At 65.3% G+C, this 13,997-nt stretch carries 12 protein-coding genes and 1 pseudogene; 7 read left to right on the forward strand and 6 right to left on the reverse strand.

Features of this window, described 5'->3' with window-relative positions; genetic code table 11:
* Positions 1-77: 77 nt before the first annotated feature.
* Positions 78-954: pseudogene (locus OKW30_RS22025) on the reverse strand (pirin family protein).
* Positions 955-1,119: 165 nt separating this feature from the next.
* Between OKW30_RS22025 and OKW30_RS22030 the strand changes: the two are divergent.
* Positions 1,120-2,001, forward strand: a complete 882-nt coding sequence (locus tag OKW30_RS22030) for an EamA family transporter (RefSeq protein ID WP_187616365.1) — start codon at positions 1,120-1,122, stop codon at positions 1,999-2,001.
* An 88-nt stretch (positions 2,002-2,089) separates the two neighbouring features.
* On the opposite strand, the gene OKW30_RS22035 is transcribed toward OKW30_RS22030, so the two are convergent.
* Both OKW30_RS22035 and tsaE read right to left on the reverse strand, forming a co-directional pair.
* Positions 2,090-3,697, reverse strand: a complete 1,608-nt coding sequence (locus OKW30_RS22035; RefSeq protein ID WP_429347557.1) for an N-acetylmuramoyl-L-alanine amidase — start codon at positions 3,695-3,697, stop codon at positions 2,090-2,092.
* The gene (gene tsaE, locus OKW30_RS22040) at positions 3,679-4,275 is read right to left on the reverse strand and encodes a tRNA (adenosine(37)-N6)-threonylcarbamoyltransferase complex ATPase subunit type 1 TsaE (protein WP_429347558.1); all 597 of its coding nucleotides are present in this window, start codon (positions 4,273-4,275) and stop codon (positions 3,679-3,681) included. The genes OKW30_RS22035 and tsaE overlap by 19 nt, the downstream gene beginning before the upstream one ends.
* 17 nt (positions 4,276-4,292) lie before the next feature.
* Here tsaE and queG point away from each other — a divergent pair, with 17 nt between their 5' ends.
* The 3 genes from queG to xerD all read left to right on the forward strand — a co-directional run bounded on the left by queG (position 4,293) and on the right by xerD (position 7,269).
* Positions 4,293-5,603: a tRNA epoxyqueuosine(34) reductase QueG gene (gene queG / locus OKW30_RS22045; protein ID WP_429347559.1), complete on the forward strand. Its 1,311-nt coding sequence runs from the start codon at positions 4,293-4,295 to the stop codon at positions 5,601-5,603.
* A 242-nt stretch (positions 5,604-5,845) separates the two neighbouring features.
* The gene (locus OKW30_RS22050; protein WP_429347560.1) at positions 5,846-6,316 is read left to right on the forward strand and encodes a methylated-DNA--[protein]-cysteine S-methyltransferase; all 471 of its coding nucleotides are present in this window, start codon (positions 5,846-5,848) and stop codon (positions 6,314-6,316) included.
* Positions 6,313-7,269, forward strand: a complete 957-nt coding sequence (xerD, locus tag OKW30_RS22055) for a site-specific tyrosine recombinase XerD (RefSeq protein WP_429347561.1) — start codon at positions 6,313-6,315, stop codon at positions 7,267-7,269. The genes OKW30_RS22050 and xerD overlap by 4 nt, the downstream gene beginning before the upstream one ends.
* Before the next feature lie 33 nt (positions 7,270-7,302).
* Here the strand turns inward: xerD and OKW30_RS22060 are convergent, their stop codons facing one another.
* Positions 7,303-8,865: a class I adenylate-forming enzyme family protein gene (locus tag OKW30_RS22060; RefSeq protein WP_429347562.1), complete on the reverse strand. Its 1,563-nt coding sequence runs from the start codon at positions 8,863-8,865 to the stop codon at positions 7,303-7,305.
* Between the two features lie 151 nt (positions 8,866-9,016).
* Here OKW30_RS22060 and ybaK point away from each other — a divergent pair, with 151 nt between their 5' ends.
* A complete protein-coding gene (gene ybaK / locus OKW30_RS22065; protein WP_429347563.1) occupies positions 9,017-9,508 on the forward strand; it encodes a Cys-tRNA(Pro) deacylase in 492 nt (163 codons plus the stop codon).
* A gap of 142 nt (positions 9,509-9,650) precedes the next feature.
* Positions 9,651-10,286: a glycerol-3-phosphate 1-O-acyltransferase PlsY gene (plsY, locus tag OKW30_RS22070; protein WP_429347564.1), complete on the forward strand. Its 636-nt coding sequence runs from the start codon at positions 9,651-9,653 to the stop codon at positions 10,284-10,286.
* A gap of 93 nt (positions 10,287-10,379) precedes the next feature.
* Here plsY and OKW30_RS22075 read toward each other — a convergent pair whose 3' ends face one another.
* Positions 10,380-10,865 carry a YajQ family cyclic di-GMP-binding protein gene (locus OKW30_RS22075; RefSeq protein WP_018421633.1) on the reverse strand — a complete coding sequence of 162 codons (486 nt, stop codon included), beginning with the start codon at positions 10,863-10,865 and terminating at the stop codon, positions 10,380-10,382.
* Positions 10,866-11,106: 241 nt separating this feature from the next.
* Here OKW30_RS22075 and murB point away from each other — a divergent pair, with 241 nt between their 5' ends.
* Positions 11,107-12,189 (forward strand): UDP-N-acetylmuramate dehydrogenase, encoded by a 1,083-nt coding sequence (gene murB, locus OKW30_RS22080; RefSeq protein WP_429347565.1) that lies wholly within the window; start codon positions 11,107-11,109, stop codon positions 12,187-12,189.
* 100 nt (positions 12,190-12,289) lie between these two features.
* Here the strand turns inward: murB and tnpC are convergent, their stop codons facing one another.
* Positions 12,290-13,903: an IS66 family transposase gene (gene tnpC / locus OKW30_RS22085; protein WP_429347739.1), complete on the reverse strand. Its 1,614-nt coding sequence runs from the start codon at positions 13,901-13,903 to the stop codon at positions 12,290-12,292.
* Positions 13,904-13,997 lie beyond the last annotated feature (94 nt).

Below are 13,997 nucleotides of genomic sequence, written 5' to 3' on the forward strand. Positions count from 1 at the left end.
AACGGTTTGTGAACAGGCGCTAGGTGGGGCCGAATCGCGCGAATTCAATGCGGTGATTCGCGCGCGGCCCGGCGCCGTCACTTGCGCTGCGGCAGCGGAATCCATTCGGTTTCGCCGGGCACGTGGCCCATTTCCTGATTGGTCCACGGCGAGCTTCGCGGCTTCGATTTTCTCGCGCGAGCTCGCGACGAAATTCCATTCGATGAAGCGCTCGCCGTCGAGCTTCTCGCCGCCGAGCAGCATCGCGCGCGCGCCGTGCGTGCTCGCGAGCGTGACGGTTTCGTCGAGCGCGAGCACGGCCATCTGGCCCGCTTCGAGCGGCGTGCCGTCGATCTCCAGATCGCCTTCCACCAGATATACACCGCGCTCCTCGTGCTCCGGTTCGAGCGCGAACGCGCTGCCCGGCGTGAAGTCGGCGGCGACGTACAGCGTGCCCGAAAACGTCGCGACCGGCGACACCGCGTCGAACGCGGTGCCCGCGATCACGCGCAGCGTCACGCCGTTGCGCTCGACGACCGGCAAGGTCGCGGCCGCGTGATGCGCGAACGACGGCTCGGCGTCTTCATCGGCGAGCGGCAGCGCGACCCAGGTCTGGATGCCGTGAATCGTCTGGCCGCGCGCGCGGTCTTCCGGCGGCGTTCGCTCCGAATGGACGATGCCGCGCCCGGCCGTCATCCAGTTGACGTCGCCGGGGACGATCTTCTGCTCGGAGCCGAGGCTGTCGCGATGCATGATCGCGCCGTCGAACAGATAGGTGACGGTCGCGAGGCCGATATGCGGATGCGGGCGCACGTCGAGGCCGCTGCCGGGTTCGAGGGTCGCGGGGCCCATGTGGTCGAAGAAAATGAACGGGCCGACGAGGCGCGCCGCCATCGCGGGCAGCACGCGCCGCACGGTCAGATTGCCGATGTCGCGTAAGTGCGGTTTGAGGACGGCTTTGATCGAGGAAGTCATGGGCAGGCTCGACGGGAAAGTGAAGGAGAAGGCTCGAATGGTCGATTCTACTGCGCGTCGCGCGCGGCCGAGGCAACGGCGCACGCTCGCCATGAGCGGGCGCACCGAAGCGAATTTGCGGCCTCCGTTACACTGCCAGATCGAACCATTTCTTTGGAGACCCGGATGTCGCCCAGGGACTTGCTGCTCGCACTGATCGTCGTGCTCGCGTGGGGCGTCAATTTCGTCGTGATCAAGGTCGGCCTGCACGGCGTGCCGCCGATGCTGCTCGGCGCGCTGCGCTTTACGCTCGCTGCGGTCCCGGCGGTGTTTTTCGTCAAGCGGCCGCAGATGCCGTGGCGGTGGCTGTTCGCCTACGGCGCGACGATCTCGTTCGGGCAATTCGCGTTCCTGTTCTCGGCGATGTACGTCGGCATGCCGGCGGGGCTTGCATCGCTGGTGCTTCAGGCGCAGGCGTTTTTCACGCTGATCTTCGCGGCGCTGTTTCTGCACGAGCGCTTCCGTTTGCCGAACGTCGCGGGTCTGCTGATCGCCGCGGCGGGGCTTGCGGTGATCGGCCTGCAAGGCGGCCACACGATGTCCGTCGCTGGTTTCCTGCTGACGCTGTGCGCCGCGTGCATGTGGGCACTCGGCAACATCGTTACGAAGAAGGTCGGCAAGGTCGATCTGGTCGGACTCGTCGTGTGGGGAAGCCTGATTCCGCCGCTGCCGTTTTTCGCGGCGTCGTTCGTGTTCGAAGGGCCGCGCGAAATCGCCGCCGCGCTGACCGGTATCAGCGCGCTGTCGATCTTCGCGATCGTCTATCTGGCGTTTATCGCGACGCTGCTCGGCTATGGCTTGTGGAGCCGTCTGCTGTCGCGCTATCCGGCGAGCCAGGTCGCGCCGTTCTCGCTGCTGGTGCCAATCGTCGGACTCGCGTCGGCGTCGCTGCTGCTCGGCGAGCAACTGTCCGCGATGCAGGTGGCGGGCGCGTTGCTCGTGATGGCGGGGCTCGCGGTCAACGTGTTCGGCGGCTGGGTCGTGCAGCGCTTGATACCGGCACGCTGAGCAACCGTTGCGCCACGGGTTGCGAGCGTGAATAACAAAACGGCCGGAGGGCCGTTTTGTTTTTGTTATTGGCTCGCGTGTGCCGACATCACGTCATGCGGCTCTTTGCGAGCGGCGGATTCGCCGCGAAATAGCGCTTGATGCCGGTCAGGATCGCGCTGGCCATCTTGTCGCGATACGCGTCGTCGTTGAGGCGGCGCTCTTCGTCCGGATTGCTGATGAACGCGGTCTCGACGAGGATCGACGGAATGTCCGGCGCCTTCAGCACCGCGAAGCCGGCCTGCTCGACCGAGCCCTTGTGCAGCTTGTTGATGTCGCCGATCTCTTTGAGCACGAAGTTGCCGTAGCGCATCGAGTCGCGAATCTGCGCGGTGGTCGACATGTCGAACAGTGCGCGGTTCACGGTGGCGTCGTCGGACTTGATGTTGATGCCGCCGATCAGATCCGACGAGTTCTCCTTGTTCGCCATCCAGCGCGCGGCCGCGCTCGACGCGCCGTGCTCCGACAGCGCGAACACCGAGGAGCCCTTCGCCTCGGGCGTCGTGAACGCGTCCGCGTGGATCGACACGAACAGGTCCGCGCCGACGCGGCGCGCTTTCTGCACGCGCACGTTCAGCGGCACGAAGAAGTCGGCGTCGCGCGTCATCATCGCGCGCATGTTCGGCTGCGCGTCGATCTTCGCGCGCAGCTTCTTCGCGATGTCGAGCGCGACGTGCTTCTCGTAGGTGCCTGCGCCGCCGATCGCGCCCGGGTCCTCGCCGCCATGACCCGGATCGATTGCGACGGTGAGCAGTCGCACGGTGTTGCTGCGGCTCGACTTCGGTGTGGTGAATGCGTAGGTGTCGCCGCTGTCGCCGAGGTTGTCGTTGTTGCTGTCGAGACCGCGTGCAGTGTTGTTGCTGTTGGCGTTGCCACCCTTGTTGCGCGCCAGTGCGGCAGGCGGCGCGGAGGGCGCGGACGGCGCCGCCTGCCTGCCGGCAATGACCGGCGCGGACGGCGCCGTCGTGCCATGCGTGGGCGGATGCGGTACGCCCGCGGCGCCATTGCCGGCGCCACCGTTCTGCGCGTAGTGCTCGAAGAACGCTTCGCTGTTGTCGACGGGCGGCGCCGTGCCGGGGCCGGCAAGCGTCGCGGGCGGCGCGCTGTTTTCTTCGTTGAGCGCCTGCTGCTTGCGCTCGGTCTGCGCGAGCAGGTCCATCAACGGATCGGGCGCGACAGCCGGATACAGGTCGAACACGAGCCGGTACTTGTACGCGCCGACCGGCGGCAGCGCGAACACCTGCGGCTTCACCGAGCCCTTCAGGTCGAACACCATGCGCACCACGTGCGGCTGATACTGCCCGACCCGCACCGACGAAATCTGCGGATCGTTTGGTGTGATCTTCGAGACCAGCTCCTTCAGCGCCTGATCGAGGTCGAGGCCGTTCAGATCGACGACGAGCCGGTCCGGTCCCTGCAGCAGTTGCTGCGTGTTCTGCAGCGGCTGATCGGATTCGATCGTCACGCGCGTGTAGTCGCGCGCGGGCCACACGCGCACGCCGAGCACCGAGCTCGCAAACGCGAGACGCGGAGCGACGAGGCCGAGCACCAGCGTCGACGCACCCGCGCGCAGGATCTGCCGGCGCCGCCAGTTATGCGTTGCGCCCGCCGCCGATTCGATCGAATGGAATGGTTTGATTAACATCTTTCGAGACATGCCTTTCCTGATTCGCTATAAGCGCGTGCGACGAGTACGCGTGGGTCCGCGTTTGCGTCTGTGTTGCCGACGAGCCCGAGCGAGAAGACGAGATCCGGCACGCCGAGCAGCGGTCCCGCGCGTTGCGGCCATTCGACGAGGCAGACCGCGCCGCTGTCGAAATATTCGCGAAAGCCCGCGTCGGCCCATTCGGCCGGATCGGTGAATCTGTACAGATCGAAGTGATAGAGCGCGAGTTCCCCGGCGGGCCGCTCGAGCACATACGGTTCGACGAGCGTGTAGGTCGGACTGCGCACGCGGCCGGTGTGGCCGAGGCCGCGCAAGGTCGCGCGCACGAGCGTGGTTTTGCCGGCGCCGAGGTCGCCGACCAGTTGGACTTGCAGGCCGTGGAACGCGGGGCCGCTTGCGGCGCCAGGCTGGGCTGGCTGTGCCTGATGCGAGGCCGCGCGCACGCTTTCGATCGCCTGTGCGAAGCGCGCGCCGAACGCCTGCGTGGCGGCTTCGTCCGCGAGCGCGAAAGAGCGTTCGAGCAGCACGGGAGCGGACGGTAGGGGCGCGTGATCGGGATTGACAGGCATTCTCGTAAAATGGCGTGATGAACCGAAGTCCGAAGTCCCCTGTTTCCTGCACGCCCGCATCGGCCGATGATGCCGTGCGAGCTTCTGGCGCAACGTCCCGTTTCGACGAGGCGGCGCTTCGTGCGCTCGCGCTCGACATCAAGACGTGGGGCCGTGAACTCGGTTTCGGGGCGATCGGCATTAGCGATACCGATCTGTCGGCCGCCGAAGCGCCGCTTGCAGCGTGGCTCGAAGCGGGTTGCCACGGCGAGATGGATTATATGGCCAAACACGGCATGAAACGCGCGCGGCCGGCCGAGCTTGTGGCCGGCACGCGACGCGTGATCACCGCGCGCATCGCCTATTTGCCTGCGCAGACGCTGGAAGCAGAGGCGGCTGAAGGGGCGCATGAAGGGGGACATGAAAGCGCGCCTGAAAGCATGCCGCAAGACGTAACGCAACCCGCCTCACGCGCGACACTCCGCGCGCGCGACTGGCGCGCGGCCGAGCACGCGCGGCTCGCGGACCCGTCGACGGCGGTCGTGTCGATCTACGCGCGCGGCCGCGACTATCACAAGGTGATGCGTCAGCGCCTGCAACAACTGGCCGACCGGATCGAAGCGGCGATCGGGCCGTTCGGCTATCGCGTGTTCACCGACTCGGCGCCGGTGCTCGAAGTCGAGCTCGCGCAGAAGGCCGGCATCGGCTGGCGCGGCAAGCACACGTTGCTGCTGCAGCGCGACGCCGGCTCGCTGTTTTTCCTCGGCGAGATCTATGTCGACGTCCCGCTGCCGACCGACGCCGAAACCTCACCCGAGGCCGCGCCCGAAACGCCGGGCTCGCATTGCGGCAGCTGCGCGCGCTGCATCGGCGCCTGTCCGACCGGCGCGATCGTCGCGCCGTACAAGGTCGACGCGCGGCGTTGCATCTCGTATCTGACGATCGAGCTGAAGGGCAGTATTCCGCTCGAGCTGCGGCCGCTGATCGGCAATCGGGTGTACGGCTGTGACGATTGCCAGCTCGTGTGTCCCTGGAACAAGTTCGCGCAGGCCGCACCGGTCGCCGATTTCGACGTGCGGCACGGGCTCGATCGCGCGTCGCTGGTCGAACTGTTCGCGTGGAGCGCCGAGGAGTTCGATACGCGCATGCAGGGCAGCGCGATTCGCCGCATCGGCTACGAGAGCTGGCTGCGCAATCTCGCGGTCGGCATGGGTAACGCGTTGCGCGCCGCGCCAGGAAGTCTCGACCTCGATGCCCGTGGCGCGATCGTGCTGGCTTTGAGGCAGCGAGCCGACGATCCGTCGGCGGTCGTGCGCGAGCATGTGGAGTGGGCGCTCGAAGCGGCGTAAAGTCGTGGCAATTCGGTGCCGGCAATCTGGCACGCTAGGGTCTGTTTACATATGGAACGCACGTGCATTCCCCTGGAATGAAATTCAGAACTGGGGTTGCCGCGAGAAGGGCCGCTCGCTGCGTCATGCTCCTTGCGAATACGTCGAGTATTCGCGGCGTCGCAATCCTTGCGAGCGGCCCTTCTCGCGCGGCAACGCACGTGCGTTCCATATGTAAACAGACCCTAGAGGAGCAGGCAATCATGTTCAACGCAGTGATCGATGCGCCGTTCGGCAAGATCGGCATCCGGCTCGAAGGCGAAGCCGTGCGCGAGATCGTCTATCTGCCCGAGTCGACGCCCAATGTCGCGCCCGACACGCCGCTCGCACGCGAGGTGGCCGAACAGATCGAGCGTTATTTCGAGCACGCGTCAGCGAAATTCGAGCTGCCGCTCGCCGAGTGCGGCACCGCGTTCCAGCGGCGCGTGTGGCAGGCGATCAGCGACATCCCGCCCGGCGTCGTGCTGACTTACGGACAACTCGCGAAGCAGCTCGGCAGCGTGCCGCGCGCGGTCGGCCAGGCGTGCGGCGCCAATTTCTTTCCGATCGTGATTCCGTGTCACCGCGTGGTGAGTTCGAGCGGCATCGGCGGCTTCGCGCACGATGGCGGCGACGGTTTCTTCCGCAACGTGAAGCGCTGGTTGCTCGCGCATGAAGGTGTGCCGTACGTATGAGCACGAGCACCACCACCAATACCGCTGTACACGTCGAAGACACAGCCGCCGCATCACCGCTGCTGCTGACCAGCTCCGCATCGATCGACGCCTTCTGCGACGCGCTGTGGCTCGAGCATGGCCTGTCGCGCAACACGCTCGACGCGTATCGCCGCGACTTGCGGCTCTTCTGCGAATGGCTCGCGCACACGCGCAATGCTTCGCTCGACACCGCGAGCGAAGCCGACCTGAGCGCCTACAGCGCGGCGCGGCAAAAGGACAAGGCGACCTCGGCGAACCGTCGGCTGTCGGTGTTTCGCCGCTATTACGCGTGGGCGGTGCGCGAGCATCGCGCGGCCGCCGATCCGACCTTGCGCATCCGCTCGGCGAAGCAGCCGCCGCGATTTCCGTCGACGTTGAGCGAGGTCCAGGTCGAAGCGTTGCTCGGCGCACCCGACATCGACACGCCGCTCGGCTTGCGCGATCGCACGATGCTCGAGTTGATGTACGCGAGCGGCTTGCGCGTGACCGAACTGGTCACACTGAAAACCGTCGAGGTGGGACTCAACGAAGGCGTCGTGCGCGTCACTGGCAAGGGCTCGAAGGAGCGGCTGGTTCCGTTCGGCGAAGAGGCGCACGCGTGGATCGAGCGCTATCTGCGCGAGGCGCGCCCGGCGCTCCTCGGCCCGCGCGCGGCCGATGCGCTATTCGTGACGACACGCGCGGACGGCATGACGCGCCAGCAGTTCTGGAACATCATCAAGCGACACGCGCAGGCCGCGGGCGTCCATGCGCCGTTGTCGCCGCACACGCTGCGGCACGCGTTCGCGACTCATCTGCTCAATCACGGCGCGGATCTGCGCGTCGTGCAATTGCTGCTCGGTCACACCGATATTTCGACGACGCAGATCTACACGCACGTCGCGCGAGAGCGGCTGAAATCGCTGCATGCGCAGCATCATCCGCGCGGGTGAGCACGACGTGAAGCGCGCGGGTGCCCGCGCGCTTCACACGACCTCGCGTAACCGGTGCTTGAGAATCTTGCCGGTCGATGCGGCCGGCAGCGCCGCGAGCACCTTCAGCTCGGCTGGCCGCTTATACGGCGCGAGCCGCTCGCCGCACCACGCGATCAACTCCGCGGGCGTGAGCGTCGCGCCGGAAACCAGTTCGACGAACGCGATCACCTCCTCGTTGCCCTCGACCGCGCGTCCGATCACCGCCGACTGCACGACCTGCGGATGCGCGTTCAGCACGTGCTCGACCTCGGCCGGATACACGTTGAAGCCCGAGCGGATGATCAGCTCCTTGCTGCGCCCGACGATATGCAACGCGCCGTCCGCGGCCTGCCGCGCGAGGTCGCCGGTCTTCAGCCAGCCATCCTCGGTGACGGTCGCGCGGGTCTGCTCGGGGTTGCGGTAATAGCCGAGCATCACGTTCGGCCCGCGCACCCATAGCTCGCCGATCTCGCCCGGCGCGGCGTCGGCGCCGTCGAGCCCGACGAACTTCACTTCGACGCCCGGAATGACTTCGCCGACCGAGCAATCGGCGCGCGGTGCGTCGACCATCGTCTGCGACACGGTCGGGCTGCTTTCGGTCATGCCGTAGCCGTTGTGCAGCGGCAGACCGTACACGGCTTCGACCTGCGCCTTCAGCGCGGCGTCGAGCGGCGAGCCGCCCGAGTACGCGAAGCGCAGTCGCGGCGCGGACCATGCGTGGCCGTGCGTGTGCAGATGTTCGAGCAGCTTCGCGTGCATCGCCGGCACGCCCTGGAAGATCGAGACGTGCTCGGTGGCGAGGGCGAGGCGCACCGCTTCCGGCACGAAGCGCGGCGCGAGCCGCAACGTCGCGCCCGCATGCAGGCTGCCGAGGCACACCGACGCGAAGCCGTACACATGCGAGATCGGCAGCACCGCATAGACGACGTCGTCGGGCCCGACCTGGCGCAGCCGGCTCGACACGGCCGCGATGTACAGCAGATTGCGATGCGACAGCATCACGCCTTTCGGCGTGCCGGTGGTGCCGGTCGTGTAGATCAGCGCCGCGCATTGGCGGTCGCTGGCGGCTTCGACGGCTTCGGCTTGCACGCTGCTGTCCACCGCATACGACCATGCGCCGATGTCCGGCGACAGCGTGGGTGCGTGCGTCGCTCGATGCCGCTCAGCATGCTGGCGCGCGTCAGGCGAGCTTTCGAGCGCATACGCGACGACGCGCGGTTGCGCATGCGCGCGGATCGAATCGAGTTCGGCGGCCGACAGTCGGGCGTTCGACACGAGCGCCCACGCATCGAGCTTCGCGGTCGCGAACAGCAGTACGATTTGCGCGATGCTGTTCTCCGCGACGATCATCACGCGATCGCCGCCGCGCACGCCCCAGTCGCGCAGCAGCGCGGCGGCCGCATCGACGGCCTCGCGCAGTTGCGCGTTGGTCAGGCGGCGCGCATCTTCGATCAGCGCGACATGCCGCGGATCGCGTGCGGCGGCGAGCGCCGGAATGTCGCCGATGCGCGCGGGCAGGGCGGCGAGCAGCGCGGGGATATCGATCGTGGAACGGATGGATGAAGCCTGCTTCAACACTGTCTCCTCTTTACCAATTCGTGGCCCTGCGCGCAGTATCTCGCACCGCGCCGGCATATTTTCGAACGATCGTGCCACAAGTGTCGAACCCGCACAATTGGCCATCCGGCAAATAGCCGTTGTGCAAACTCGCCATTACAATGCGCCGATGAGCAAATCCAGACATGTGTCGGAAACACCCGCCACGCAGCTGCTGCGCCGTCACGGCGTCACGTTCGGCGAGCATCCTTACGACTACGTCGAGCATGGCGGCACCGCGGAATCGTCGTGCCAGCTCGGCGTCGACGAGCATCACGTCGTGAAGACGCTGGTGATGGAAGACGAGCACGCGAAGCCGCTGATCGTGCTGATGCACGGCGATCGCACCGTCAGCACCAAGAACCTCGCGCGGCAGATCGGCGCGAAGCGCGTCGAGCCGTGCAAGCCCGAGGTCGCGAACCGGTATTCGGGTTATCTGATCGGCGGCACGTCGCCGTTCGGCACGCGCAAGCAGATGCCGGTGTATGTCGAGTCGACCATTCTCGAGATGGACAAAATCTGGTTGAACGGCGGGCGGCGCGGCTTTCTCGTCAGCATCGAGCCGAAGGTGCTCACCGATCTGCTAGCGGCAAAGCCGGTGCAATGCGCGAGCGTGGACTGACGCCGATGAGCGGGTTGACGTTTGCCTGAATGTTTTTCGCGCGGACGCGTTCGGTAAAATGTGCGCCGCCCTGATTCGACGGGCATGCCCTGTTGCGGTTGGGGTATCGAATGTCAGACCGCGATCCTTATAAGAGTCCCAGATGCAAAACCTGATCGTCGCTGTCGTTGCCTATCTGATCGGTTCGTTGTCGTTTGCCGTGATCGTGAGCGCCGCGATGGGTCTCGACGACCCGCGCTCGTACGGCTCGGGCAACCCGGGCGCCACCAACGTGCTGCGCAGCGGCAGCAAGAAGGCCGCGATTCTGACGCTGATCGGCGACGCCTTCAAGGGCTGGCTGCCCGTATGGCTGGTCGTGCATTTCGGCGCGCGTTACGGGCTCGACGAGCGCGCGATCGCGATTGCGTCGCTTGCGGTGTTTCTCGGTCACCTGTATCCGATTTTCTTCCGCTTCAAGGGCGGCAAAGGCGTCGCGACCGCCGCGGGCGTGCTGCTCGCGATCAACCCGACGCTCGGCGTCGCGACCTTGCTAACCTGGCTGATCGTCGCGTTCTTTACGCGCTACTCGTCGCTCGCGGCGCTGTACTCGGCGCTGTTCGCGCCGCTGTTCTACGTGTTTCTGTTCGGGCCGCGCATCGTCGCGCTCGCGGTTCTGGTGATGAGCCTGCTGCTCGTGTGGCGGCATCGCGGCAATATTGCGAAGCTGATGCGGGGGCAGGAGAGCCGTATCGGCGACAAAAAGAAGGCAGCCGGTCCGGCGGCGGGCAACGATCTTTGAAGTGGGCTGAGCGCTTCGCCCGGCCCGATGGCCCGATGCGAAGCGCTTCCGGGTCCGCGTGAGGCTCGTTGCAAGCCAGGCGCGTCGTGCCGCTTAGTCGCGGAAGTTGTTGAAGTCGAGCGGCGTGTCGGTCACGTCCTTGCGCAGCATCGCGATCACGCTTTGCAGATCATCGCGCTTCGCACCGGTGATGCGCACCGCATCGCCCTGAATGCTCGCCTGCACCTTGATCTTGCTGTCCTTCACCAGACGCACGATTTTCTTCGACAGATCGCCCGAGACGCCCTTCTTGATCTTGATGACCTGCTTGACCTTGTCGCCGCCGATCTTCTCGATCTTGCCGTAGTCGAGGAAGCGCACGTCGACGTTGCGCTTGGCCATTTTCGACAGCAGCACGTCCTTCACCTGGCCGAGCTTGAAGTCGTCGTCGGCGTACGCGGTGATTTCGTTTTCCTTGTGTTCGACGCGCGCGTCGGACCCCTTGAAGTCGAAACGCGTCGAAATTTCCTTGTTGGACTGCTCGATCGCGTTCTTGACTTCGATCATGTTCGCTTCGCAGACGACGTCAAACGATGGCATTGCTTTCTCCCAATAGTGCGGCAGTGCGCGACACAGCCGGTCGGCTGAGCGCGAGGCACTCGCTATAATCACGGACCGGACGTCATTTTACCGACGCCGCTCTCTTTTGCCCAAGGCCGCCGCGCGGCGTCGCGACGGCGGGCGATCCCGCGTCGGGCGGCGCCGCTCGTGTCGTCAGGCGCGTCATTGGTTGTTTTTGTCGTTTCCTGTTGCTTCCCGTCGTTGCCCTGTTGCCATTCCGATGTCCCAATCCGCTCTTGCCGCTCCCGCCGTCGCGTCCCTCATGGCCGGCTATCCGCTGAAGGCCCACAACACGTTCGGCTTCGACGTGCGCGCGCAGTTCGCGTGCCTGATCGAGCGTGAGGAACAGTTGCTCGCCGCGGTGCGCGATCCGCGCGTCGAGGGCCTGCCGCGCCTCGTGCTGGGCGGTGGCAGCAACGTCATGCTGACCGGCGACTTCGCCGGGCTCGTGCTGCTGGTGGCGCTGCGCGGGCGCCGCGTGGTGCGCGAGGATCAGGCTGCGTGGTATGTCGAGGCGGCTGGCGGCGAGCCGTGGCACGAGTTCGTCGCGTGGACGTTGGCGCAGGGCATGCCCGGCCTCGAGAATCTCGCGCTGATACCTGGCACGGTCGGCGCGGCGCCAATCCAGAACATCGGCGCGTACGGGCTCGAAATGTGCGAACGCTTCGCGTCGCTGCGGGCGATCGAACTCGCGACCGGCGAGGCCGTCGAACTCGACGGCGATGCGTGCCGGTTCGGCTATCGCGACAGCCTTTTCAAGCGGGAAGGGCGCGAGCGCTTCGTGATTGCGTCGGTGACGTTCCGTTTGCCGAAGGCGTGGCAGCCGCGCGCGGGCTACGCGGATCTCGCGCGCGAGCTGGCGGCGCGCGGTCATGCGGCGAGCGCTGGCCAAGCCGAGGGTGCGGCCACGCAGCCGACCGCGCAAGCCATTTTCGATGCGGTCGTCGCCGTGCGGCGTGCGAAGCTGCCCGATCCGCTCGAACTGGGCAACGCGGGGAGCTTCTTCAAGAATCCGGTAATCGATGCCGCCCAGTTCGAGGCGCTGAAGCGTCGCGAGCCGGAAGTCGTGTCGTATGTGCAAGCGGATGGGCGGGTGAAGCTGGCGGCCGGCTGGCTGATCGACCGATGCGGCTGGAAGGGCCGCGCGATGGGCGCGGCGGCCGTGCATGAGCGACAGGCGCTGGTGCTGGTGAATCGCGGTGGCGCTAGCGGCACGGAAGTGTTGGCGCTGGCACGGGCGATCCAGCACGACGTGTTCGAGCGATTTGGCGTGGAACTGGAGGCGGAGCCAGTTTGCCTGTGAGCGGCAGTTCTCTCTTTTCGCGCTGAGTTGCCCCGCGGAGCGTCGTAAGCGCTCATTCAACCCGCGTCTGTCAGCCCCTTGCGCTCTGATATCGAATCAGCTAAGCAGTGACATCGGTGCCGGGCGCAGGCTTGCCCAGTTTCCACGGCAAGAGGGCCTCGTAGTCGTCGGCACTATTCGCATACGGCAATGCCTTGAACAGATCAATCAGGTATTGATAGATATCGACGTTGTTGGCGCGACACGTTTCAACAAGCGAATACAAATTCGCACTTGCCTTCGCGCCAGCCACCGTGTCGCTGAAGAGCCAGTTTTTTCTTCCAATTACATATGGACGAATCGAATTTTCACAGGCGTTGTTGCATATTGGCCAGAGACCGTTTTCAACATAACGGCATAGCTTCGGCCACTGTCCGCTGAGATAGCCCAGCGCCTGTCCCAGCTTGCCCGAAGGCAATGTCGTTTCAAGATACTGATCCAGCAACGTGTGGATCCTGTTCAGCACCTTGCTGCTATATCGCCGGCGAAGTACCGTACGGCGTTGCGGCGTCATTTCCGCTTCCTTCGCGCGCGCCTCCGCGGCATAGAGCCGGCCGATCAGAAGAAGAAACTGCGTGGCGGGCTGATGGGGACCGCGCGATTCCTTGGGCAGCAGTGCTTCAGCCTCGAAGAAATAACGACGGCAATGACTCCAGCAACCCAGATGGACCAGGTCATTGGCTTTCGCGATGATGTCGTAGACATCACCGCCGTCGCTCATCAGCGCTGCGTGCTTACGCATGCCGGCCCACAGGGCGACACCATATTTTGCATCATGGCCTGACGCGTAGCTGAACAGCCGCACGGGTGGCCCGACGACATTCATCTGCACCCACATCGCACTTTTCGTCTGCGCGGCCTTGCCCGATTCCTTGAGAACCTGTACGTTGGTTTCATCGCCTTGCGCGACCTCGTCGTCGAGCAGCACATCGCGCATCAGATTGATAACCGGCTGGATCGACTGGCCGAGCCGGATCACACTCGCGGCCAACGTATTACGCGAGATGTTCCCACCAAAGCGACGCAGCAGCGCCGCGATCCGGTATAGCGGCAGCCCGTCCATGAACTTCGACAGTACGATCCATGCCAGTGCCGCTTCAGTGAACAACCCTCGGGGAATAATGCGAAGTGGTGCCGGGGCGACCTTCAGACCATGATCGCATTTCCTGCACGCATACTTGACCCGCTCGTGACGGATCACCTGGATCTTTTGCGGGATGATGTCGAGCTGCTCGCTGACCTCGACGCCGATCTCGAACAGTTCGGTGCCATCCTGCGCACAGAACCGCTCGGCCTCCGGTATCTCGTAGCGAACCACTACGCGCGGCAACGCCGGATCCAGCGGCTTACGACCGCGCTTCTTGCGTTTGTGCGCCGCCACCTCGGTGTCCGGACCGTCTTCCAGTGCCGGCAGCGTCGCCGCTGTCGGCGCCAGCATCTCGGCTTCGTTCAGGAACAGATCTTCTTGCCGGGGATCGCGCTTCTCGCTCTTCGCACCGAACAACCTGCGCAACATGACCTGCAGCTGCTCTTTTGCGAGATCGCGTTCTACCTTCGCTACCCGCAACTCGCCGCGCAGTTCATCGTGTTCGACGCGCAACGCCTCAAGCGCATCGCGCGCGGCGATGAGCGCGTTGAATTCTTCGACGGTAATCGAGAGGCGTTCGCGGGTCATGCCGCAACCATAGCGAATCGCTGGGCCTAATGGGTATACGTATTTTTGTAGCAGCCCGAACTCACTCGAAGCTCGCCTCAGCAGCAAACGCTAC

The organism is Paraburkholderia sp. Clong3, from assembly GCF_050436485.1.
Lineage (GTDB): Bacteria > Pseudomonadota > Gammaproteobacteria > Burkholderiales > Burkholderiaceae > Paraburkholderia > Paraburkholderia tuberum.

Coding starts and splice junctions, on each gene's coding strand:
- OKW30_RS22030 (WP_187616365.1), top strand. CDS start 1,120: ATGTCGCCCAGGGACTTGCTGCTCGCACTGATCGTCGTGCTCGCGTGG.
- OKW30_RS22035 (WP_429347557.1), bottom strand. CDS start 3,697: ATGTCTCGAAAGATGTTAATCAAACCATTCCATTCGATCGAATCGGCG.
- tsaE (WP_429347558.1), bottom strand. CDS start 4,275: ATGCCTGTCAATCCCGATCACGCGCCCCTACCGTCCGCTCCCGTGCTG.
- queG (WP_429347559.1), top strand. CDS start 4,293: ATGAACCGAAGTCCGAAGTCCCCTGTTTCCTGCACGCCCGCATCGGCC.
- OKW30_RS22050 (WP_429347560.1), top strand. CDS start 5,846: ATGTTCAACGCAGTGATCGATGCGCCGTTCGGCAAGATCGGCATCCGG.
- xerD (WP_429347561.1), top strand. CDS start 6,313: ATGAGCACGAGCACCACCACCAATACCGCTGTACACGTCGAAGACACA.
- ybaK (WP_429347563.1), top strand. CDS start 9,017: ATGAGCAAATCCAGACATGTGTCGGAAACACCCGCCACGCAGCTGCTG.
- plsY (WP_429347564.1), top strand. CDS start 9,651: ATGCAAAACCTGATCGTCGCTGTCGTTGCCTATCTGATCGGTTCGTTG.
- OKW30_RS22075 (WP_018421633.1), bottom strand. CDS start 10,865: ATGCCATCGTTTGACGTCGTCTGCGAAGCGAACATGATCGAAGTCAAG.
- murB (WP_429347565.1), top strand. CDS start 11,107: ATGTCCCAATCCGCTCTTGCCGCTCCCGCCGTCGCGTCCCTCATGGCC.
- tnpC (WP_429347739.1), bottom strand. CDS start 13,903: ATGACCCGCGAACGCCTCTCGATTACCGTCGAAGAATTCAACGCGCTC.